We start from the raw sequence: 20,215 nt of genomic DNA, 5'->3' as shown, positions 1-20,215 counted from the left end.
CCACTTCCAGGCGGTCGACGAGGAGTTTCCGTGTCGCCACAACGTAGAAGTCGGCAGGTCAGGGGCATATGTGGTGGGCTCCCACAATGAGGCGGTGTTCTATGTGTCCCACGCCCACACCACCGACGGAGCGGCCTCCCGCGGCCTCGGACGCGGGGGTGACGGGCCCCGCCGGAATTGCAGAGTTGCGCCCGTTTGGAGGGTCGGTGCTGACTCCCGTGCTGGTTACGCTGCGTTGAGCGCGCGTCCTGCGATCTCCGCTGTGGGGACCGGCGATGAGCGGAGCGGATGAACCCCCAGGAGTACGGGGGCCACTCGGGCTGGGGGAGTCGGTCCATAGGCGTTGGGCCCGCTCCTGCCATGAGGTTCTTCGTCTCCTGGTGGTACAGGCGTCGTCACACCACCGGTGACCAGCCCAAATGGCCAATGCCGGACCAATTTGGCAAGGCTTGGTCCGTGCATGGTCGGGATCTCGGCTGCCGTGTGCGACACCAGTGTCGTGGTGGGCTGTCGTCTCGGGGCGTGGATCCGAATGCCGCAGTCCGCCTGTCGCCCGCAGCGGGGTGTCCAGTGGGCGCTCGCTCCAGGGTGGCCGCCGCGGTACCTCGGCCATCAGCTGCCGTCGACGGTTCCGTGCAGTTCGACCTGCCCTTGGACCACTTCCACGGTGACGGCCTCGGGGCTCTGACGCAGGCTGAGATCGAGTACGTCGCCCATGATCTCGTGGCGGATGTCCTCGTCGTCCCGCAGGAAGATCCGCAGCAGGTCCCTTCTGCTGACGATGCCGATCAGCACGTCCGAGTCGTCTACGACCAGGAGCCGCTTGACCCCTTGTGCTTCCATCAGTCTCGCCGCTTCGGCGACGGTCCAGTCGGGCCTGGCGCACACGGGGGGCGAGGACATCAGCTCGTCGGCGCATGTCCCCGCGGCCTTGTCCTCCTGCCACGCTTCTCGTTCGGGCAGTGACTGGAAGTAGTCCCCCTGGCCTGCGGACTTCGGCAGCAGATCCCGTTCCGAGATCACGCCGATCGGATGGCCGGCCCGGTCGACGACAGGGACTGCCGACACCCGGTGGTCCGTCAGGGTTCGGGCAATCTGCTTGAACGGGGCGTTGTCGGGGACGGTGACGACCTCGCGGGTCATCAACTCGCGGATTTCTCGATGCCTCATGCTCTTCTCCTACCTCTCGGCAGCGGTGCGAGCGCCGACCGACTCGTCGTCCTGTTCGTAGTCGAGCCGGTTGACCACATCCACGGGACCGTCGATGCTCTGGCCCAGGTGCAGATTGAAGGCTCGGGTCGGCGACGCTGCGGTGCCTCATGGCCGGCCCCTTCTACGTGTGGACTTCGGTGCCGAGGCTCGCGGCCGTGACGTCAACGACCCCCGGTACGGTGCGTGAGACGCGGATCAGCACGTTCCTCAGGGCGGGGTCGGGGATGGTGCCTTCCAGGTGGACGAGGCCGTCGGTGACGTGGACCTGCACCACGGCTGAGCCGGCGGGGATGAGTTCGGCCATGATCAGTTCGCGGAGCTCTTCCGCGATGTCCGCGTCGGGACGGAGGTAGATCTTGAGCAGGTCGCCCCGGCTGACCACGCCTACGAGGCGGCCGTCGCGGTCGACGACGGGTAGTCGCTTGAGGTGCCCGTGGGCCATCAGACGGGCGGCGCTCGCGATGCCGGTCTCCTCGGTCACGGTGACGGCCGGGAAGGTCATCAGCTGGCCGGCGGTCACGGCGCGGGATCCGTCCGCGCCTTGGGCCTTCAGCAGCAGATCGGCTTCGGACACCACGCCGGAGACGCGACCCTCGTCCGACAGGACGGGCAGGGCACTGATCCGCCATTGCCGCATGGCTTCGACGATCTCCTTGATCGGTGCTCCTCGGTCGACGGAGATGACGGCGTGGGTCATCACGTCGTTGACGGTGCGCAGGTGCTTCATGGCTCCTCCAGAGCGGCATCCCCCATGTCCGAGCGTCGGCACCGACGTCTGCCGGGGATAGGGCCATCAGGGGACCGGTGGGGACTGACCGGCCCTGTCGCCGGGGCGGTACGCGGTGCTTCCATGGAGTCGACGGAAAGAGTCCTCACGAGGATGCGGAGAAGCGGCTCACGGCCGTGCACCGCGCAATCGGTATCCGCGAGAAGCGGGCGGGCTTTTTCCGCCTTCGTCATGTGAGTCAACTCGTGCAGCGGCTTCGTCGACCACCGGGGGGCGCCTGATGCGTTGCCTCGCGCAGGAAGCGGGCCATCCCGACGTCGTACATCGGATCACGCCCTTCGGTATCGGGCGGTCCGGTCTGGCTGCGGACCAGGTCGGCTTCGGAGACGATGCTGTCGGGCCAAGGAGTGCCGGTGACAGCTCAGTTCAAGGTGTCGCTTGATGCGGGGCCCACGAGTCGGCAGCGGACGTCGACGATGCCTTCGACGGAGTGGGTGAGGTGTTCTGCCATGGGGATCAGGCCGGCGTCGCGGACCGCGCTTGATGTGCAGGTCGGCCATGAGACGGGCGGCCTGGGGGAGTGTGGCGCCGGGGTTGACGGTGACGGCGGGGGCGGTCATCAGTTGCTCCGCGCGGACCGAGCCGGCCTTGGCGGTGTCGCCGAGGCGTCGCAACTGCTCGATCATGCCGGGGCGGTGCTCGTGGAACTCCTCCTTGGGGAGCAGGTCGGCTTCGGAGACCACGCCGACGACACGGGCTTCGCCCTCGATGACGGCGACGGCGCTGACCTTCCACCGTTCCATGGCGGCGACGATTTCCTTGAACTCGGTGGCGGGGGTGACCGTGACGACGGGCGTCGTCATCACGTCGTGGACGGTGTACGGGGTGGAGGTCATGGCAGGGTTCCTCAGCGGGTGTAGGCGAGCGGCCGGCCGCTGCCGTAGGGGGCGAACAGGTCGAGGAGCCGGGTCCGGGCGGAGTCGAGCCGGTCGGCGATGACGGCGGCCACGGCGATGGCGACGGACCGGCCCACGTCCGAGTCCTCCTTGCACAACTCCCGTACGGCCGGCGCGTCGAATTCGAGGGCGCGCACGTCATGGGATGCGGTGGCACCGAGGTGCCGGCTGCAGGGAGGGAACATCCAGGACCAGCCGAGGAGCTCGCCGTAGCCGAGGCTGTCGACGATCGCGTTCTTGCGGCCGGGGACGTGCGTGTCCAGGTCCACGGTGCCGCACTGGATGATCCAGAACTTATCGGCCCGCTGGTGCTCCTTGAAGATGCGGGTGCCGGCCGGGAACGTCACCTGGTGGGAGTGGGCGAGCAGGGCCTCACGGGCTTCCGGTGCCATCGCTTCCAGGATGCTGTGCATGGTGCTCATGGAGTGCCTCCAACCCTTCGTCCTCACCGTGCTCCGCGGGCCATGGGGCCGGGAGGGCCGCGCGGTGCATTGCGCAGGGCCGTCCGGCCCCGGTCAGCGGACCAGGACGGCCTCCCCGGACTTGGGGACGACGGCCGTCCAGCCCAGCTCGTGGTCGATCCGGTCCCGCAGGGTCTCGGAGGCGCTCTCCTCGCCGTGGACGAGGTAGGTGGTGTGCGGGGCGGGGGCGGAGCGCAGCCAGTCGATGATCTGGCCGGCGTCGGCGTGGGCCGAGAAGTGCGGGACGTCGGCGATTTCGGTGTCCCAGTTGCGGCGGCGCAGGTCCGCGACACCCTGGAAGAGCCCGCAGTCGACGAGTATCCGGGCGTGGTCGCTCTCGACGAGGAACTTGCTGCCGGTGACCGTGCGCACCCCGCCGAGGAAGCGCAGCAGGGCCGGACGCGCGGTGGAGGCAGGGGCTGGCTGGGACATGGCACCAGCCCTCCTTTCGGGACGGATGCCGGATTCCACCGTCGCATCCGCCGCGAGCACGGGGAGGGTCCCTACCGGGCCCCGGTAGGGGACCGACAGGCCCAAGCGGGCGGCAGGAGCGGGGGCACAGCCTGTCAGTGACCCCTACCGCACAGCACAGAGAGAAGGCCGCGCCATGAAGGCACTCGTCTTCCACGGTCCCGGGCAGACCTCCTGGCAGGACGTCCCGGACCCCGCGATCAAGGACGCCGCCGACGCGATCGTCCGGGTCGACGCCGTCACCATCTGCGGCACCGACCTGCACATCATCAAGGGCGACGTACCCGAGGTGACCCCCGGCCGCGTCCTGGGCCACGAGGCCGTCGGCACCGTGGTCGAGGCCGGCGGCGACGTCCGCACCGTACGTCCCGGGGACCGCGTCCTGATCTCCTGCATCTCCGCCTGCGGCCGCTGCCGCTTCTGCCGCGAAGGCCACTACGGCCAGTGCCGCGGAGGCGGTGGCTGGGTCCTGGGCCACACCATCGACGGCACCCAGGCCGAATACGTACGCGTCCCTTTCGCCGACCTCTCCGTCCACCCGCTGCCCAGCGCACTGGCCAGCCACGACGCCGTGCTGCTCGCCGACATCTTCCCGACCTCCTACGAGGTCGGCGTGCTCAACGGCAACGTGCGCCCCGGAGACACCGTCGTCGTGGTCGGAGTCGGCCCCATCGGCCTGGCCGCCATCGCCACCGCCCAGCTCTACAGCCCCGGGCGCATCATCGCCGTCGATCTCGCCGCCTCCCGGCTCACCGCCGCGCGTGACCTCGGTGCCGACGCCACCGCGAGCGCGCAGGAGGAGCCCGAGCGGCTGGTCGAAGACCTGACCGAGGGGCTGGGCGCCGACGTGGTCATCGAGGCGGTCGGTGTTCCCGAGTCGTTCGAGATGTGCACCCGCATGGTCCGCCCGGGCGGACACGTCGCCAACATCGGCGTTCACGGCAAGCCCGCCGTCCTCCACCTCGAAGACTTGTGGATCAAGGACGTCACCATCACCACCGGACTCGTCGACACCCACTCCACTCCCATGCTGTTGCGCATGATGGCCGCCGGACGCCTCCCCGGGGCCGCGATGGTCACCCACCGCTTCGAGCTGGACCAGATGGAAGAGGCGTACGACGTCTTCTCGCGCGCCGGTGAAACCGGCGCCCTCAAGGTCGTGCTCGGCGGACCGCAGCACGACACGCTCGCCGTGCCTCCCCAGGGAGCGTGAGTGCCGTGAAGAGCACGCCGAGCACCCAGCCGCAGCCGTCCGGCGAGAAGACCGGACGCACCGACCTGGGCCGCCGCCTGGCGGCCCGCAGGAACGCACTCGGCCTGAGCCGCGAGCAACTCGGCCAGAAGTGCGGAGCCGACGCGAACTACATCGCTTATCTGGAGGACCACGCTTCGTCCCCGGCCATCAGCACCCTCCTCCGCATCGCCGACGCGCTCGGCCTCACCGTCGAGGACCTGACCGGCGCGAGCGCCGAGCGTGTGCCGGGCCGGTCCACCGCCCGGCGCGACAGCTCGCTCGTATCGCTGGACGAGACCGAATGCCGACGGCTTCTTGCCACTCACGACGTGGGCCGCATCGCCGTCTTCATTCCGGACGGCCCGGCCGTTCTCCCCGTCAACTACCTGGTTGCAGGATCCGACATCGCCTTCCGGACCGCTGAGGGAGCGACCGCCGCCAGAGCAGCGGGGACCGAGGCCGCCTTCGAGATCGACAACATCGACGACGTCACCGCAAGCGGATGGAGCGTCCTGGCCGTGGGCGAACTGGCACCCGTCACCGACGCGGAAGACCTCCACCACCTCAACGCCACGGCCCGGTCCCATCCCTGGGCCGGCGGCGCCCGTACCCACTGGATGAAGCTCACGCCGGTCCGACTCACCGGCCGCCGCGTGGTGCATGAGTGATGAACGAGGTGGGTGCGGTCGTCTTCGACACGGACGGAGTGCTCCTCGCCACGGCGGGCTTCCACGCGGCCGCCTGGAAGGAGACGTTCGACGGCTGCCTCGCCGAATGGGAGCCGCATACCCGTGAACCACCGCGCCAGTTCGACGCCGTCCGTGAGTACCGCGAACTGGTGGACGGCAGGTCCCGCCTCGACGGCGTGCGGGCCTTCCTCACGGCCCGCGGCATCGACCTTCCACCCGGGACACCCGAGGATCCACCTGGGTGCGCCACCGTCCACGCCGTCGCCGCCCGCAAGGAGGACGTCTTCTCCGCGATGTTGCGGACCGATGGCGTGGAGGCGTTCGACGAGGTCCGGCCCGTGCTCCTGCGACTACGGGGACAGGCGATCCGATGCGCGGCCGTCTCGGCGTCACGGCACGCCCGCTCGTTCTTGGACTCAGCCGACCTGATCGGTCTGTTCAATGCCGTGGTGGACGGCCAGGACGCGGCGGCATTGGCCTTGCCGGGCAAACCTGATCCGGCCCTCTTCCTCGAAGCCGCCGAGCGGATCGGCGCCGCCCCTGCCCGAGCGGCCGTGGTGGAGGACGCGCTCGCCGGCGTCGACGCAGGCCGCCGAGGCCGCTTCCACCTGGTCGTCGGCCTCAACCGTGATGACGACCCCCAGATGGCGGACGCCCTGCGCGCGCACGGCGCCCACCTCCTTCTCCCCGACCTCGGCGGACTGCCCGCCGCACTCGAAGGAAGGCGGCTGTGACCACGCCCTGGAGCTGGGAGTACCACCGCTACGACCCCAAGACCGAGCGGCTGGTCGAGTCCCTGTGCACACTGGGCAACGGCCGTTTCGCCACGCGCGGGTCTGCCCCCGAGTGCGTCGCCGATGACATCCACTACCCGGGCACCTACCTCGCCGGCTGCTACGACCGGCTTACCTCACGGGTCGCCGGACACACGGTCGCCAACGAGGACATGGTCCGACTGCCCGACTGGACCGCCCTGCGGTACCGCTGCCTGCCCGACGATGCCGAGCGCGGCGACTGGCTCACCCCGGACCACCCCAGCCTGCGGCACTGCCACGTCTCCCTGGACCTGCGAGCCGGCACACTCACGCGCCGGATGCTGTTCCACGACGCCGAAGGGCGCCGCCTGGCCGTCACCCACACCCGTCTCGTCCACATGGGAGACCCGAACCTGGCCGCCCAGCGGACCGTCTTCCGGGCGTACGGCTGGAACGGCGAGATCGAGATCGAATCCGTGCTCGACGGCGACATCACCAACTCGGGTGTCGACCGCTACCGCGCCCTGGACGGGCGGCATCTCGTCGAGCACCGGGCGGGTGCAGAGGCTGAGGGCTTCGCTTGGCTGGGCTGCACCACCACAACCTCCCGAGTAGGGATCGGTCTCGCGGTCCGGACATCAGCACGCCCTCTGGTACCGGTTGGCAGCGCATGCACAGCTGCCACCGCCACGCAGACGTTCGTCCTGCCCATCGAGCGAGCTGCCCAGGTCGTCGTCGTGAAGACCGCAGCCCTGTGCAGCTCACTCGACCGTCCCTTGGCCGATCCCGTGCGGCGGAGCATCGAGTGCGCCGCACACGCCCCGGACTTCCCCTCCCTGCTGTCCGCCCACCGGGCATCCTGGCAATGCCTGTGGAGCGACGGCGAGTTGAAGGTACCGGGCGAGACGGGCAGGGTTCTGCGTCTGCATGCCTTCCATGTGCTGCAGACCCTCTCTCCCAACACCGCTGAAACCGACGCGGGCGTCCCCGCCCGTGGCCTCCACGGCGAGGCGTACCGGGGGCACGTCTTCTGGGACGAATTGTTCGTCCTGCCCTACCTCGCCCTCCACTTCCCCGAGACCGCTCGGGCCCTGCTGATGTACCGGCACCGACGGCTCTCCGAGGCCCGGGAGGCCGCCCGCCGAGCCACGAAGCGTGGCGCGATGTTCCCCTGGCAGAGCGGCAGTTCCGGAGCGGAGGAGACCCAGCGGCTGCACCTCAACCCGCACTCCGGCCGCTGGCTGCCGGACCACTCCCACCTCCAGCACCATGTGGGGTCGGCCATCGCCTGGAACGTGTGGCGGTACGGCCAGGCCACCGGCGACGCCGGATTCATGCACGGGGCGGGCGTCGAACTCCTCCTTCACATAGCCCACTTCTGGGCCGACGCGGCGACGTGGGACACCAGCCTCGGCCGCTACCGGATCCGCGGCGTCGTCGGCCCGGACGAGTATCACGATGCCTACCCGGACGCCGCCGCTCCCGGCATCGACGACAACGCCTACACCAACGTCACCGCCGCGTGGGTACTGGCCCGCGCCCTCGACCTGTACGGGGAACTCCCGGCCGCCCGACGCGTCGAGCTCCTCACGCAACTGGGCATCGGCCCCGACGACCTCACCGTCTGGGAGGACGTCTCCCACCGCCTGTACGTGCCGTTCCATCGCGACGTGATCAGCCAGTTCCACGGCTACGGGGACCTCGCCGAGCTGGACTGGGACGGCTACCGCGCCCGCTACCACGACATCCGCCGCCTAGACCGCATCCTGGAAGCCGAAGGCGACACGCCCAACCGCTACCAGGCGTCCAAGCAGGCCGACACCCTCATGCTCGGCTACCTCTTCCGCCCCATGGAACTCGAACAACTGTTCATTCGGCTCGGCTACAGCCTCGACGACGACCTCTGGCGCAGGACGATGGACTACCACCTGCGGCGGACCTGCCACGGATCCACGCTGAGCAGCCTCGTCCACGGCTGGGTCCTCGCCCGGGAACAGGGCCCGGATGCCTGGCGCTACTGCCAGGAAGCCCTGCTCAGTGACATCACAGACGTCCAAGGCGGCACCACCGGTGAAGGGATCCACCTCGGCGCCATGGGAGGCACCCTCGACCTCGTCGAGCGCGGCATCGTCGGACTCGAGCCCCACGGCGACGGCCTGCACATAGACCCGGTGCCCCTCTCCGAAGTGCCCGGGTCCTCGTTCTCGATCTCCTACCTCGGACACCGGAACATCCGTATCCGGTTCCGGCCCGGCCGGCTCGGCATCAGCGTCCCCTCGTCACTCCTGGGCCCGGTGCCCTTGGTCCTGCCCGGCGACCGGCACGAACGCATAGCCGCAGGCCAGGAACGGTGGTTCCGGCTCCCCAAGGGCTGACCCGGCAACCGCCGCGTCCTCACGTGGCGCTGCGTTCGTGATGCGCACACTGTGGATATATCAGCCGTCGGAAGGGTGGAACGGGATGAACAGGCAGCAAGAGGCTCCGCGGATCGTGGTGGGCGTCGATGGATCGCCCTCGTCCCAGGCCGCGCTGCGCTGGGCGGTCCGGTACGCAGGGCTGGTGAGCGGGCGAGTAGAGGCGGTCGCGGCGTGGGACCTGCCCGGTGCCGCATCGTGGTCGGCTCCGGCGGTGGACGCCACGTTCGACGAGGAGGAGGCCGAGCGCCGGCTGGTCGAGGAGGTCCGCACGGTTCTCGGCGAGGACGGCGCCTCCTCCGTGCACCAGCGCCTGGTGCGCGGCAATCCGGTCGATGTCCTGGTCGATGCGGCAGAGGATGCGGACATGCTGGTCGTGGGCAGCCGCGGTCGAGGTGGCTTCAGCCGAGCTCTGCTCGGTTCCGTGAGCCATCAGACGGCGCTCCACGCGCCGTGTCCGATCACCATCGTCCGGGCGGACGTACCCGTCGAACATTGATGGGCCCTTTGAATCCGGCATGACCTCACGTAATGGTGCAGCGCAAGGCAAGCGGCGACGGCTACCTGACTGAGGTTCCCCGAGGAGCTGGTCGGCTTCGACGAGGTCATGGCCTACGGGATGCCTGCATACGAGCGCGACGGCGCCTGTGAGATCGCGTTTGCCAGCCAGAAGCAGTACATCTCCATCTCCTTCTACCTCATGCGCAGTGACGTTCGTGAAGCGTTCGAGGAGCGGCTGGCCGAGCAGAACATGGGCAAGGGCTGCCTGCGGTTCCGCAGGCCGGCGAGCATCGACTTCGACCTGTTGGCGCGGAGTGGGCGACGTACCCGCTGATGGTTCTGAGCACAGCGACGGCTACCGGGAAGACTTCGCCCTCGAATGCCAGGCCCTTCGCCGGGTGCGCGAGGAGATGGGCCTGACCAACGTCATCGTCATGATCCCGTTCTGCCGCACCCTGGAAGAGGCCGACAAGGTCCTCGAGGTCATGGCGGCTGAAGGACTACGGCGCGGCGAGAACGGCCTCAAGGTCTACGTGATGGCCGAGATCCCCTCCAACATCCTCCTCGCCCAGGACTTCGCCGAACGCTTCGACGGCTTCTCCATCGGCAGCAACGACCTCACCCAGCTCACCCTCGGCGTCGACCACGACTCCGAAGCCCTCGCCCACGTCTTCGAGGAGAACGACCCGGCCGTCACCGACCTCATCCGGATCCTCCTCCCACGGGTCCAGACCCTGGGACGTCTGGTGGGCCTGTGCGGACAGCGGCCCAGCGACGACCCGGCCTACGCCGCCTTCCTCGTCCGCGTTGGAATCGACTCGATCTCCGTCGCACCCGACAGCTTCGCCGCCGTCAAGCAGCACGTCGCCGTCGCCGAGGAGCGGCGCTACGGGGAGGACCGAATGGTCCCCCGTAGGGATCCGTCCGGCCCAAGCGGACCAGCCGTCGGCCGCGTGACAGTGGCATCAGCAACGCACCATGGAGCCAAGGAGCACCCGCCATGAGCACCAAGCGAGTCCTGGTCGCCTACGGGACCAAGCACGGCGCCACCGCAGGGATCGCCGAACAGATCGCGGTGACCCTGCGCGAGGACGGTCTCGACGCCGTCGTACTGCCCGCCGCCGATGTCCACGACGTCCGCGCCTACGACGCCGTCGTCCTCGGCGGCTCCCTCTACGCCGGCCACTGGAGCAGCAAGGCCAAGCACTGCGCCGAACGCAATGCCGACTCCCTGCGGCACCGCCCGGTGTGGATGTTCAGCAGTGGTCCGCTCGACCGCTCGGCCGAGGAACACGACATCCCCCCGGTCTCCGCGGTCGCCCGGGAGATGCAGCTGGTCGGAGCGCGCGAGCACATGACCTTCGGCGGCAGCATCACGGCCCACACCCCGGGCTTCCTCGCCAAGGCGTTGACCCGCCAGGGCAAGGGCGGAGACTTCCGCAACCCCGAGCGGATCGAGAACTGGGCGCACCACATCAGCGCCGAGCTCGTCGCCGCCTGAAGGGACGGCCCTGCTCGGCACGCACCAGCACGGAGGCGTGCCATGCACCACCGGACGAAAAGGACGGGGGCCAACCCGCTCAGGCGGGATGCCGACCGCACCCGGACCCGTATGCATGCCGCCTTCGCGCTGACCTGCCTGCTGGCAGTGGTCGCCGGTTTTGCCCTCGGGCGGGTCGCCTGGACGGACGGCCACCGCACCGCTGAGAACATCGCGCGCCATCGGCACACCGTAACGGCCACCACGATCGGCGAGACCGGCTACCGAGCGGGAGACCAGCCGAGCAGTCGGCCCGTAACCGTCGCGACCGCCACGTGGCACTACCCCTCGCAGCGCCCGCACACGGAAACCATCCCCGTTCCGGCAGGAACCCGGAACGGTGACACGGTCCGCGTGTGGGTCGACGGAAACGGCAGTGCGGCCACCGCGCCGCCCGGCCAGGCCGACGTCGCTCTGAACGCGGTGGGCATCGGCACCGGAGCTCTGGCCGGGATCGTGTTCGCCGGCGGCGCCCTTGTCGCCGTGCGCCTCCGCATCGTGGACGCGCGCAGCGCACGGGCCTGGGAATCCGAGTGGGCAGGCATCGAGCCCCTCTGGTCCGGCCGCCTGCACCCCGGCCACGGAGCCGGCGATGACTGAGACCGCCGCCGGCCCGGATCCGGCGCTGGGCCCGGCGCCGGCACCACCGCTCCTGCACCCATCGGAGGCACACCATGTCGCACACGGCCGAATGGAAGACCCGCGTCCACCTCTTCGAGGAAGAGCACACGACCAAGGTCCGCATCGAACTCGACACCGGAACCACCCACCTCACCGGCCACGGAACCGCGCGCTGCAACCCGACGGACAAGGACGTGCCCGAGATCGGCGACGAACTCGCGGCCGCCCGGGCATTGGAGAACCTGGCGGAACAGCTCAAGCGCACCGCCTACGGCGACATGGCGGCAGCGGGGACCGCACCGCGGCACTGAGAGTTCAGGCGGTACTGGGTGCGGGGTCGACGGGCGTCCAAGTTCGCGCCGTCGGCCGCAGCATCGGTCGATTTCCGGACGCGGCCACAGGGCGCCGCAGTCCGGGGTGGGGCTCAGTACGGCCAGGACCAGTCCGCGACCTCCGGGAGGTCGGTGCCGTGCTCGCGGATCCAGCTGTGGTGGCGGATGCGCTGGTCGGCCACGGCCTGGCGCAGCCCCTCGGCCCGGCCGGCGAGGCCCGGGACGCGGTCGATGACGTCCATCACGAGCCGGTACCGGTCCATGTCGTTGCGCACGACCATGTCGAAGGGGGTGGTCGTCGTGCCGGACTCCTTGTACCCGCGCACGTGCAGGTTCGGGTGGCCGGTGCGGCGGTAGGCGAGGCGGTGGATCAGCCACGGATAGCCGTGGTACGCGAAGATCACCGGCCTGTCGGTGGTGAAGAGCGCGTCGTACTCGGTGTCCGTCATGCCGTGAGAGTGTTCCTCGTGGGGCATGAGCCGGGCGATGTCGACGACGTTGACGACGCGGACGGCCAGTGAGGGAAGGTGCTCGCGGAGCAGGGCCGCCGCGGCCAGCACTTCCATGGTGGGTACGTCGCCGGCGCAGGCGAGTACGGCGTCCGGTTCGCGGGAGCCGTGGTCGGTGCCCGCCCACTCCCAGACGCCGGCGCCGCGCGTCACGTGGGTGCGGGCCTCGTCCAGCGGCAGCCAGTCGAAGCAGGGCTGTTTCCCGGCGACGATCACGTTGACCTGGTCGCGGCTGCGCAGGGCGTGATCGGCCACGGCGAGGAGGGTGTTGGCGTCCGGCGGCAGGTAGACCCGTACGACTTCGGGGCTCTTGTTGAGGACGTGGTCGACGAAGCCGGGGTCCTGGTGGGAGAAGCCGTTGTTGTCCTGGCGCCAGACGTGCGAGGTGAGCAGGTAGTTGAGGGAGGCGATCGGTGCCCGCCAGGACAGCTCGCGCGAGGTCTTCAGCCACTTGATGTGCTGGCCGACCATGGAGTCGACGATGTGCGCGAAGGCTTCGTAGGTGGAGAAGAGTCCGTGGCGGCCGGTGAGGAGGTAGCCCTCCAGCCAGCCCTGGCAGACGTGTTCGGACAGGATCTCCATGACCCGGCCGTCGCGGGACAGGTTCCGGTCCGTCGCCTCCATCATGCCTTGCCAGGCTTTGCCGGTGGCGTCGTACAGGTCGTCCAGCCGGTTGGAGGCGGTCTCGTCCGGTCCGACGACTCTGAAGTCCCGCCGCTCGGCAGTGTCGCGCATGATCCGGGTCAGGAAGTGCCCGAGGACGCGGGTCGGTTCGTGGAGGCTGCTGCCTCGCTTGTCGACGGGGACGGCGTAGGTGTCGAGGGCGGGCAGCGGGAGGGGCCGCAGCAGTCGGCCGGCGTTCGCGTACGGGACGGCGCCCAGGCGGCGATCGCCCCGCGGGACGCAGGCGAGGACCTGCTCGGTGGGGCGCCCGTTGGCGTCGAAGAGCTCCTGCGGCCGGTACGAGCGCAGCCAGTCCTCCAACTGCCGGAGGTGGGCGGGGTTCTCGCGTACCCCGGCGAGCGGGACCTGGTGAGCCCGCCACGTGCCCTCGACCGGGTCGCCGTCGACGGTCGCGGGGCCGGTCCAGCCCTTGGGGGTGCGCAGAACGATCATCGGCCAGCGTGCGCGCTCGCGCTGCGTGCCGGTACCCGCTGTCCGGGCTTCCTGCTGGATGAGCGCGATGCGGTCCAGGGCGTGCTCCATGGCGCGGGCCATGGCGTGATGCACCTGGGCGGGGTCGCTGCCGGTCACGTACAGCGGCTCGTGCCCGTAACCGCGCAGCAGCGCGTCGAGCTCGTCCTCGGGGATCCGGGACAGCACCGTCGGGTTGGCGATCTTGTAGCCGTTCAGGTGCAGGATCGGCAGGACCGCGCCGTCGTGGACCGGGTCGAGGAACTTGTTCGAGTGCCAGGACGCCGCCAGCGGCCCCGTCTCGGCCTCGCCGTCCCCGATGACGCAGGCGACCAGCAGGCCGGGGTGGTCGAAGGCGGCTCCGTAGGCGTGGGCCAGGGCGTATCCGAGCTCGCCGCCTTCGTGGATGGAGCCGGGCGTCTCGGGGGCCACGTGGCTCGGCACGCCGCCGGGGAAGGAGAACTGCCGGAACAGCGCGCCCATGCCGACCGCGTCCCGCGTGATGCCCGGGTAGGTCTCGGTGTACGTGCCCTCCAGCCAGGAGTTGGCGAGGACGGCGGGACCGCCGTGGCCCGGGCCCCAGACGCACAGGGCGTCCAGCGAGCGGTCTTTGATCACGCGGTTGAGGTGGGTGTGGACGAGGTTCAGGCCGGGGGAGGTGCCCCAGTGGCCGAGCAGTCGGGGCTTGATGTGCTCGGGCCTCAGCGGCTCGGTGAGCAGGGGGTTGTCCATGAGATAGATCTGGCCGACTGCCAGATAGTTGGCGGCGCGCCAGTGCGCGTCGAGCTCCGAGATGGGGTACGAGGTCATGCCCGCTCCTGAGTACGACGGTCCGGGACGTTCGTCGACTGAGCCGATGCCTCCACACTGCCCTCCCCGAGTCGGCGCCGCGAGGGGAGGACCGGCCCTGGGGGAGGGACCGTTGGCCCCTGTGTGCCACGGCGCCCGGCCGGGAGGGTGGGGTCAGCGGTGCCGGTCCCCCGGCCGGCGCCGCTCCCCTGACGACCGACCTCGATGCCCCGGCATCGGTACGGAGGACAGACTCGTGAAGCGCACCCTGGTTGCCGGAGTGGACGGATCCCCTCAGAGCCGGGCGGCGGCGGACTGGGCCGGGCGGGAAGCCGTACGGCATGACCTGCCCCTGCACGTGGTCCACGCCTGGCTGTGGCAGCCGCTCGCCGGCCCGATCGTCCAGCAACGCGACACCGAAGCCCGCCGCGCCGACGACGTCCTGAAGGAGGTGGAGGGCGAGCTCACCCATCGGTACCCGGGGCTGGACCTCACCGCGGAAGTGCTCTCCGATGCGCCCGTGCCGGCCCTGCTGCACGCCGCCAAGGACGCGGAGATGCTGGTCATCGGCTCTCGCGGGCACGGAGCCCTGGTCGGTTTCCTGATGGGCTCCCACGGCCGGCAGGTGATCGCCGGCGCCGAGTGCCCCGTCGTCTCCGTACGCTCCGCGCACGGCAGGCCGGCGGCCGTGCCGGAGGAGGGCGAGGTCGTCGTCGGACAGCAGGGCGGCGTGGAGGAGTCCGCCGAGGTACTGCGCGTCGCCTTCGAGGCGGCCGCGGCACGCAAGGCGCCGCTCCGTGCGGTCCGCGTCTGGAGCCTGCCCCCGGTCTACGCGTACAGCCCCGGGTCGATGTGGATCGCCGACCAGTTCGGTGGCCTGGAGCCGTACGAGAAGGCCGCGCTGGAGCAGGCGCTGGAGCCGTGGCGGCCGAGGTACCCGGAGGTTGAAGTCGTCGCGCACGTGGAGCAGGGTAGCGGCGGCCAGGTGCTGCTCACCGCCGCGTCGGACGCGCAGCTGCTCGTCGTGGGCCGCCGGGTCCGCGAATCGGCGGTGGGGGCGCACATCGGATCCGTGGCCCATGCCGTCCTGCACCACTCGGTCTGTCCTGTCGCGGTGGTCCCGCACTCCTGACCCGGCCCGGGTCAGGCGGGAGGGCAGGCGACGGTACGGCGTGCCCGGCCGCCGGCTATTGCGTGGTCGGGACGGGGTGCTGGCTCGGCGGGATCAGCATATGACTGGCGATCACGGCGGCTTGGACGCGGCGCTCCACACCCAGCTTCGTGAACAGGCGCGAGATGATGTTCTTGACGGTCTTCTCTGCGAGGTACATCCGTTTGCCGATCTCCCGGTTGGTGAGCCCCTCGCTGACCAGGACGAGGATCTCCTTCTCCCTGTCGGTGAAACCGGGCAGACCCGGGACCTGCTCCTCCTTGGGCACGTCACCGCGCATGCGGGCCATCAGCCGGGTCGTGGCTCCGGGATCGAGCATGGAGTGGCCGGCCGCGACCGTGCGGACGGCGGTGACCAGGTCGGTTCCGGTGATCTGCTTCAGCACGTACCCGGAGGCGCCCGCCATCACGGCGTCCAGCAGGGCTTCCTCGTCGTCGAACGAGGTGAGCATCAGGCAGGCCAGCTTGGGCATCCGCGAGCGCAGCTCACGGCACACGCTCACGCCGTCGCCGTCCTGGAGCCGTACGTCGAGGACCGCCACCTGGGGGCGCAGCGCGGGGATGCGGATCAGGGCCTGTTCCGCCGTGCCCGCCTCACCGACCACGGTCAGGTCGGGCTCCGCGTCCAGCAGGTCGTGCACCCCTCGGCGTACGACCTCGTGGTCGTCGAGGAGGAAGACCGTGATCGGCGTCCTGGTGGGGGAGGGGCCACCGCTGTCGGTCATGACGCAACTCCTTCGCCTGGGTTCGTCCTGGGAGCACGAACTCCCGCATCCTGCCTGCCGAAGGAGCCGAACGGACAGGGCCGATCGGCCCTCATCCGGCCCCTTTCCCGCGCGATGGGGCACCCGGGGAACAGGGACCTTCGGCCCTGCGCGGGGGGCATGTGGACCTTCCCGGGCCGGTCTGCGTGCGGTGAGCTGGTGCCGCACGGGGAAAGGGGCGGCCCTTCCGCAGAGCCGCACGCAGCGTGGAGGGTTCCATGACGACCACCTTGATCGACCTGAAGACCGCGGTGAGGACCGACGGCGAACTGCGGGTCGCCTTGGCCGGAGAACTCGACTTCCACACGGCGGGGCAGGTGGAACCCCGACTGACAGCCCTCGCCGCATCCGGTCACCGCAGCCTCGTCCTCGACCTGTCCGGGATCTCCTTCTGCGACAGTGCGGGCATCGACCTCTTCCTGCGCGTGCACCACCGCTGCCACGCGGCCGGAATCCGGCTCCGGCTGATTGACGTGCCGCCTCTGGTGGCCAAGTCGATGCGGGTGCTCGGCGCCGACGGAGTGCTGTGGCTCGTTGTGGCCTGACCATGGCGGTGTCCGAAACCGGTGCGCGGCTCGGGACCGTTGGGCCCTGGATCTCGTGGTGATCGAGAGAGAGGCTGGTGACTCGGAAGCCGCAAGGACCGACCGATACCGGATGAGGGGCCGCAGCATGGATGAGGACGGAGGCATACCGCGCACCGATGGGCAGGATGGCGACCCGACGGCCACCCGGTGCATGCGCGAGCTCGACAGGGCCGAGGCGCTCAGGCTGGTGGCGACGGTGTCCCTGGGACGCATCGTCTTCACACAGCACGCTCTGCCGGCAGTCCGCCCGGTCAACCATCTCGTCGAGGGCGAGGACATCATCGTGCGGATCCACGACGACGGCGCGCTCGCCTCCCTCGTCGGCCCGGCCGATACCCCCGGTGTGGTCGTCGCCTACGAAGCGGACGCCATCGATCCCGTCACGCACCTCGGTTGGAGCGTCGTCGTCACCGGCTACGCGTGCCCGGTGGCCGACGCCGACGAGGCGGCCCGGTTCGCTTCCCTGCTGCGTCCCTGGGTGGGACACCCCATGACCCGAGCCCTGCGGATCCGCCCCGACCTCGTCACCGGATTCCGGCTGGAGGCGGAGCGGACGCTGCCGGAGCCGGCTGCCCGGGGATGATCGCGTCGGGGCCGTCAGCCCCCGATGGGGAGCGGCGCCCGCCAGACGAGTCGGCTGCCCCCCTCGTCGGGGGCGTCCACGGTGAAGGACCCGCCGAGCCTCTGCGCCCGGTCGTCGAGGTTGCGCAGACCGCTCCTGTGGCCCTGGGCCGGGATGCCCCTGCCGTTGTCGGAGACCGTCAGTACGACCTCGCCCGGGTCCGCCCTGAGGGCCACGGCGACCCGGGTCGCCGTGGCGTGGCGGGCGGCGTTGCTCAAAAGCTCGCCCAGCGCCGCCATGACGTGATCGGCCACCTCGGACGGGACGTCCGTGTCGAGCAGGCCCTCCATGCTCAGGCGCGGCGGATGGCCGAGGGTGGTGGCCGCGTCGCCCACGGCCCGGGCAGCGCGGGCCCGCAGACCCGGTCCGCTCTCGCGGTCCTGTGTGCGCAGACCGAAGATCGTCGATCGGATGATCTTGATGGTCTCGTCCAGGTCGTCGACCGCACGGCTGACGCGCTCGGCGGCCCCTTCGTGCTCGACGAGCCGTGCGGCGCTCTGGAGGGTCATGCCCGTCGCGAAGAGCCGCTGGATGGCCAGGTCGTGCAGGTCCCTCGCGATCCGGTCGCGCTCCTCCAGCAGTGCTATCTGCTCGGCGTCACGTCGCCGCTCCGCCAGCTCCAGGGCGATGGCCGCCTGACCCGCGAAGACGACGAGCGGCTCCAACTCGTTCTCGCCGAAGACGGGCTCGCCGGCTGCGCGCGCGAGCAGGAGTACGCCCCTGCTCTCTCCACCGGCGGTGCCCAGCGGGACCGCGACGGCGGGACCCAGCCCGTTCTGTGTCTGGGTATCGGCCGGATAGCGGTCGTCGTCCGAGGTGTGAACGACCGTGACGGGCTGCCCGGTCCGGTGAGCGGTTCCCGAGAGGGATCCCGCGAAGGGGACGACGAGTCCCTGCCGGGCCTTGCTGTCCGCACCGACCGCGAGCTCCACGAACAACCCCTCGGCGCCGGGAACCGGCATGGAGATGTCCGAGATCAGGGCGCCCGTGATCTCCTGGGCCCGGAGGGCGATGAGCTGCAGCACCGCCGGACGGGAACTGCCCGACAGCAGGCTCTCGGTGATCTCCGCATTGGCCCTGAGCCACCGCTGCTGGCGCTGCGACCCCTCGTACAGCCGCGCGTTGTCGATCGCCACGCCCGCCGCCACCGAGAGGGTGGAGATCACCGTCTCGTCCTCGGTGTCGAAATCGGCCCCGCCCCGCTTGTCGGTCAGATAGAGGTTCCCGAACACCTCGTCACGCACCCGGATCGGCACGCCGAGGAACGTGCGCATCGGCGGGTGGTGCGGCGGAAACCCGTACGACGAGGAGTGCGCGCCGAGATCGGTGAGGCGCAAGGGCTCCGGGTGGTGGATGACCTCCCCGAGCAGACCGTGACCGGCCGGCAGGGGGCCGATGTCGGCGATCGCCTCCTCGTCGAGCCCCACGGTCAGGAATTGCGACAGCGTTCGGCCGTCGGGACCGATGACCCCGAGCGCCCCGTATTCGGCGTCCACGAGCAGCGCCGCCGCCTCCACGATCCGCCGCAGCACTTGGGCCAGATCCAGCTCGCGGCCCACCGAGACGACGGCCTCCAGCAGGCTGTGCACCCGGTCCCGGGTGCTGCGGACGGCATCGATACGCACTTGGAGCTCGGCGAGCAGCTCGTCCAACCGCATCCGAGGCACCTGCGTCAACGGATCCCCGACACCCACGTGATTCCCCTTCGCTGCCCGCCCCGTGCGGAGTCAGCGTATCGACAGCCCGGCCTTGCGGGGCGGGGAGCGGCAGGCGAGGGGTCGCCGCGGCCGGGCCGGATGCGGCGAGTAGGAACGCCGACAGGACGAGGGGGCGCGACACGCCGAGGCGTGAGGGGCGTCGTTGCGCACGGCCGCCGTCCGTGACTGACTTGATCGCAGAACCGGACGGCAGAGGGGCGGAGACGGCGATGGGCCTCAAGAAGGCGGTCTACGAGAGAGAGCTGCTGCGGCTCCAGACGGAGCTGGTCAAGCTCCAGGAGTGGACGCGCGCGGAAGGCGCCCGCTTGGTCGTCGTCTTCGAGGGGCGTGACGCCGCGGGCAAGGGAGGCACGATCAAGAGGGTCGCCGAACACCTCAACCCCCGCGTCGCACGCATCGCGGCGCTGCCCACGCCGACGGAGCGGGAGCGTACCCAGTGGTACTTCCAACGTTACGTCGAGCATCTGCCCGCCGCCGGCGAGATCGTCCTCTTCGACCGCAGCTGGTACAACCGGGCCGGGGTCGAGCACGTCATGGGCTTCTGCACGCCCGCGGAACACCAGCTCTTCCTGCGGCAGTGTCCGGTCTTCGAGCGGATGCTGGTGGAGGGCGGGATCCTGCTCCGCAAGTACTGGTTCTCCGTCAGCGACGCGGTGCAGGAGGAGCGGTTCCGCGCCCGTGCGCAGGACCCGTTGCGCCGGTGGAAGCTCTCCCCGATGGATCTGGAGTCCCTCACGCGCTGGGAGGCGTACTCGAGGGCCAAGGACGAGATGCTCGTCCACACGGACACGGCGGATGCCCGATGGTACGTGGTCGAGAGCGACGACAAGCGCAGCGCGCGGATCAACATGATGGCCCATCTGCTGTCCTCGGTTCCCTATGCGGACGTGGCCGTACCGTCGCTGACCTTGCCGCCGAGGCCCCGGTCCACGGGCTACGAGCGTCCGTCCAAGGACCTGCAGACCGCCGTACCCGACCACGCGGCCACCCTTGGGAAGGACTGAACCGC

22 protein-coding genes are annotated in these 20,215 nt (G+C 70.2%); 14 read left to right on the top strand and 8 right to left on the bottom strand.

All coding sequences use genetic code 11. The annotated features are described in order from the left end of the window. Positions 1-612 precede the first annotated feature (612 nt). From OHT74_RS04240 to OHT74_RS04220, 5 genes are all read right to left on the bottom strand, one after another. Entirely contained in the window at positions 613-1,170 is a 558-nt protein-coding gene (locus OHT74_RS04240; RefSeq protein ID WP_328619379.1) for a CBS domain-containing protein, read from the bottom strand. Between the two features lie 163 nt (positions 1,171-1,333). Further along, positions 1,334-1,939 (bottom strand): CBS domain-containing protein, encoded by a 606-nt coding sequence (locus OHT74_RS04235; protein WP_328619378.1) that lies wholly within the window; start codon positions 1,937-1,939, stop codon positions 1,334-1,336. A gap of 329 nt (positions 1,940-2,268) precedes the next feature. After that, a complete protein-coding gene (locus OHT74_RS04230; protein ID WP_328619377.1) occupies positions 2,269-2,835 on the bottom strand; it encodes a CBS domain-containing protein in 567 nt (188 codons plus the stop codon). An 11-nt stretch (positions 2,836-2,846) separates the two neighbouring features. Continuing rightward, complete coding sequence (locus tag OHT74_RS04225; RefSeq protein ID WP_328619376.1) at positions 2,847-3,317, bottom strand: cyclic nucleotide-binding domain-containing protein; 471 nt, start codon at positions 3,315-3,317, stop codon at positions 2,847-2,849. 93 nt (positions 3,318-3,410) lie between these two features. Further along, positions 3,411-3,788, bottom strand: a complete 378-nt coding sequence (locus OHT74_RS04220) for an MBL fold metallo-hydrolase RNA specificity domain-containing protein (RefSeq protein WP_328619375.1) — start codon at positions 3,786-3,788, stop codon at positions 3,411-3,413. A gap of 175 nt (positions 3,789-3,963) precedes the next feature. Here OHT74_RS04220 and OHT74_RS04215 point away from each other — a divergent pair, with 175 nt between their 5' ends. The 10 genes from OHT74_RS04215 to OHT74_RS04170 all read left to right on the top strand — a co-directional run bounded on the left by OHT74_RS04215 (position 3,964) and on the right by OHT74_RS04170 (position 11,892). Then, positions 3,964-5,040 carry a zinc-dependent alcohol dehydrogenase family protein gene (locus OHT74_RS04215; protein WP_328619374.1) on the top strand — a complete coding sequence of 359 codons (1,077 nt, stop codon included), beginning with the start codon at positions 3,964-3,966 and terminating at the stop codon, positions 5,038-5,040. Between the two features lie 5 nt (positions 5,041-5,045). Next, the gene (locus OHT74_RS04210) at positions 5,046-5,729 is read left to right on the top strand and encodes a helix-turn-helix domain-containing protein (RefSeq protein ID WP_328619373.1); all 684 of its coding nucleotides are present in this window, start codon (positions 5,046-5,048) and stop codon (positions 5,727-5,729) included. After that, positions 5,729-6,484, top strand: coding sequence for an HAD-IA family hydrolase (locus tag OHT74_RS04205; protein WP_328619372.1), 756 nt, complete (start codon positions 5,729-5,731; stop codon positions 6,482-6,484). The genes OHT74_RS04210 and OHT74_RS04205 overlap by 1 nt, the downstream gene beginning before the upstream one ends. Next, positions 6,481-8,880, top strand: a complete 2,400-nt coding sequence (locus tag OHT74_RS04200) for a glycoside hydrolase family 65 protein (protein WP_328619371.1) — start codon at positions 6,481-6,483, stop codon at positions 8,878-8,880. Before OHT74_RS04205 ends, OHT74_RS04200 begins: the two co-directional genes overlap by 4 nt. 85 nt (positions 8,881-8,965) lie before the next feature. Then, entirely contained in the window at positions 8,966-9,418 is a 453-nt protein-coding gene (locus tag OHT74_RS04195; RefSeq protein ID WP_328619370.1) for a universal stress protein, read from the top strand. A gap of 108 nt (positions 9,419-9,526) precedes the next feature. Then, a complete protein-coding gene (locus OHT74_RS04190; RefSeq protein ID WP_443047273.1) occupies positions 9,527-9,754 on the top strand; it encodes a DUF1801 domain-containing protein in 228 nt (75 codons plus the stop codon). Beyond that, entirely contained in the window at positions 9,735-10,424 is a 690-nt protein-coding gene (locus OHT74_RS04185) for a putative PEP-binding protein (RefSeq protein WP_328619369.1), read from the top strand. Before OHT74_RS04190 ends, OHT74_RS04185 begins: the two co-directional genes overlap by 20 nt. Then, positions 10,421-10,921 carry a flavodoxin domain-containing protein gene (locus tag OHT74_RS04180; RefSeq protein WP_328619368.1) on the top strand — a complete coding sequence of 167 codons (501 nt, stop codon included), beginning with the start codon at positions 10,421-10,423 and terminating at the stop codon, positions 10,919-10,921. The genes OHT74_RS04185 and OHT74_RS04180 overlap by 4 nt, the downstream gene beginning before the upstream one ends. Before the next feature lie 42 nt (positions 10,922-10,963). Then, positions 10,964-11,560, top strand: coding sequence for an Rv1733c family protein (locus OHT74_RS04175; RefSeq protein WP_443047272.1), 597 nt, complete (start codon positions 10,964-10,966; stop codon positions 11,558-11,560). A gap of 74 nt (positions 11,561-11,634) precedes the next feature. Then, positions 11,635-11,892 (top strand): dsRBD fold-containing protein, encoded by a 258-nt coding sequence (locus OHT74_RS04170; RefSeq protein WP_328619366.1) that lies wholly within the window; start codon positions 11,635-11,637, stop codon positions 11,890-11,892. 113 nt (positions 11,893-12,005) lie between these two features. Here OHT74_RS04170 and OHT74_RS04165 read toward each other — a convergent pair whose 3' ends face one another. Then, positions 12,006-14,366 (bottom strand): phosphoketolase family protein, encoded by a 2,361-nt coding sequence (locus OHT74_RS04165; protein WP_328619365.1) that lies wholly within the window; start codon positions 14,364-14,366, stop codon positions 12,006-12,008. A 235-nt stretch (positions 14,367-14,601) separates the two neighbouring features. Between OHT74_RS04165 and OHT74_RS04160 the strand changes: the two genes are divergently transcribed. Further along, positions 14,602-15,477, top strand: coding sequence for a universal stress protein (locus OHT74_RS04160; RefSeq protein ID WP_328619364.1), 876 nt, complete (start codon positions 14,602-14,604; stop codon positions 15,475-15,477). 55 nt (positions 15,478-15,532) lie between these two features. On the opposite strand, the gene OHT74_RS04155 is transcribed toward OHT74_RS04160, so the two are convergent. After that, positions 15,533-16,240 (bottom strand): response regulator transcription factor, encoded by a 708-nt coding sequence (locus OHT74_RS04155; protein ID WP_328619363.1) that lies wholly within the window; start codon positions 16,238-16,240, stop codon positions 15,533-15,535. 257 nt (positions 16,241-16,497) lie between these two features. On the opposite strand from OHT74_RS04155, the gene OHT74_RS04150 reads away from it, so the two are divergent. Together OHT74_RS04150 and OHT74_RS04145 are read left to right on the top strand one after the other, a co-directional pair. Further along, on the top strand, positions 16,498-16,824 hold the full coding sequence (locus OHT74_RS04150; protein ID WP_328619362.1) for an STAS domain-containing protein: 327 nt from the start codon (positions 16,498-16,500) through the stop codon (positions 16,822-16,824). Positions 16,825-16,951: 127 nt separating this feature from the next. Further along, positions 16,952-17,449 carry a pyridoxamine 5'-phosphate oxidase family protein gene (locus OHT74_RS04145; protein ID WP_328619361.1) on the top strand — a complete coding sequence of 166 codons (498 nt, stop codon included), beginning with the start codon at positions 16,952-16,954 and terminating at the stop codon, positions 17,447-17,449. Positions 17,450-17,463: 14 nt separating this feature from the next. On the opposite strand, the gene OHT74_RS04140 is transcribed toward OHT74_RS04145, so the two are convergent. Continuing rightward, positions 17,464-19,146: a sensor histidine kinase gene (locus OHT74_RS04140; RefSeq protein ID WP_328619360.1), complete on the bottom strand. Its 1,683-nt coding sequence runs from the start codon at positions 19,144-19,146 to the stop codon at positions 17,464-17,466. A gap of 269 nt (positions 19,147-19,415) precedes the next feature. On the opposite strand from OHT74_RS04140, the gene ppk2 reads away from it, so the two are divergent. Then, positions 19,416-20,210 (top strand): polyphosphate kinase 2, encoded by a 795-nt coding sequence (ppk2, locus tag OHT74_RS04135; RefSeq protein ID WP_328619359.1) that lies wholly within the window; start codon positions 19,416-19,418, stop codon positions 20,208-20,210. Positions 20,211-20,215: the final 5 nt, after the last annotated feature.

This window comes from Streptomyces sp. NBC_00354, from assembly GCF_036106915.1.
In the GTDB taxonomy this organism is placed as follows: domain Bacteria; phylum Actinomycetota; class Actinomycetes; order Streptomycetales; family Streptomycetaceae; genus Streptomyces.
The sequence above is the reverse complement of the archived record's forward strand: the minus strand, read 5'-3'. Positions and strand labels throughout refer to the sequence as shown.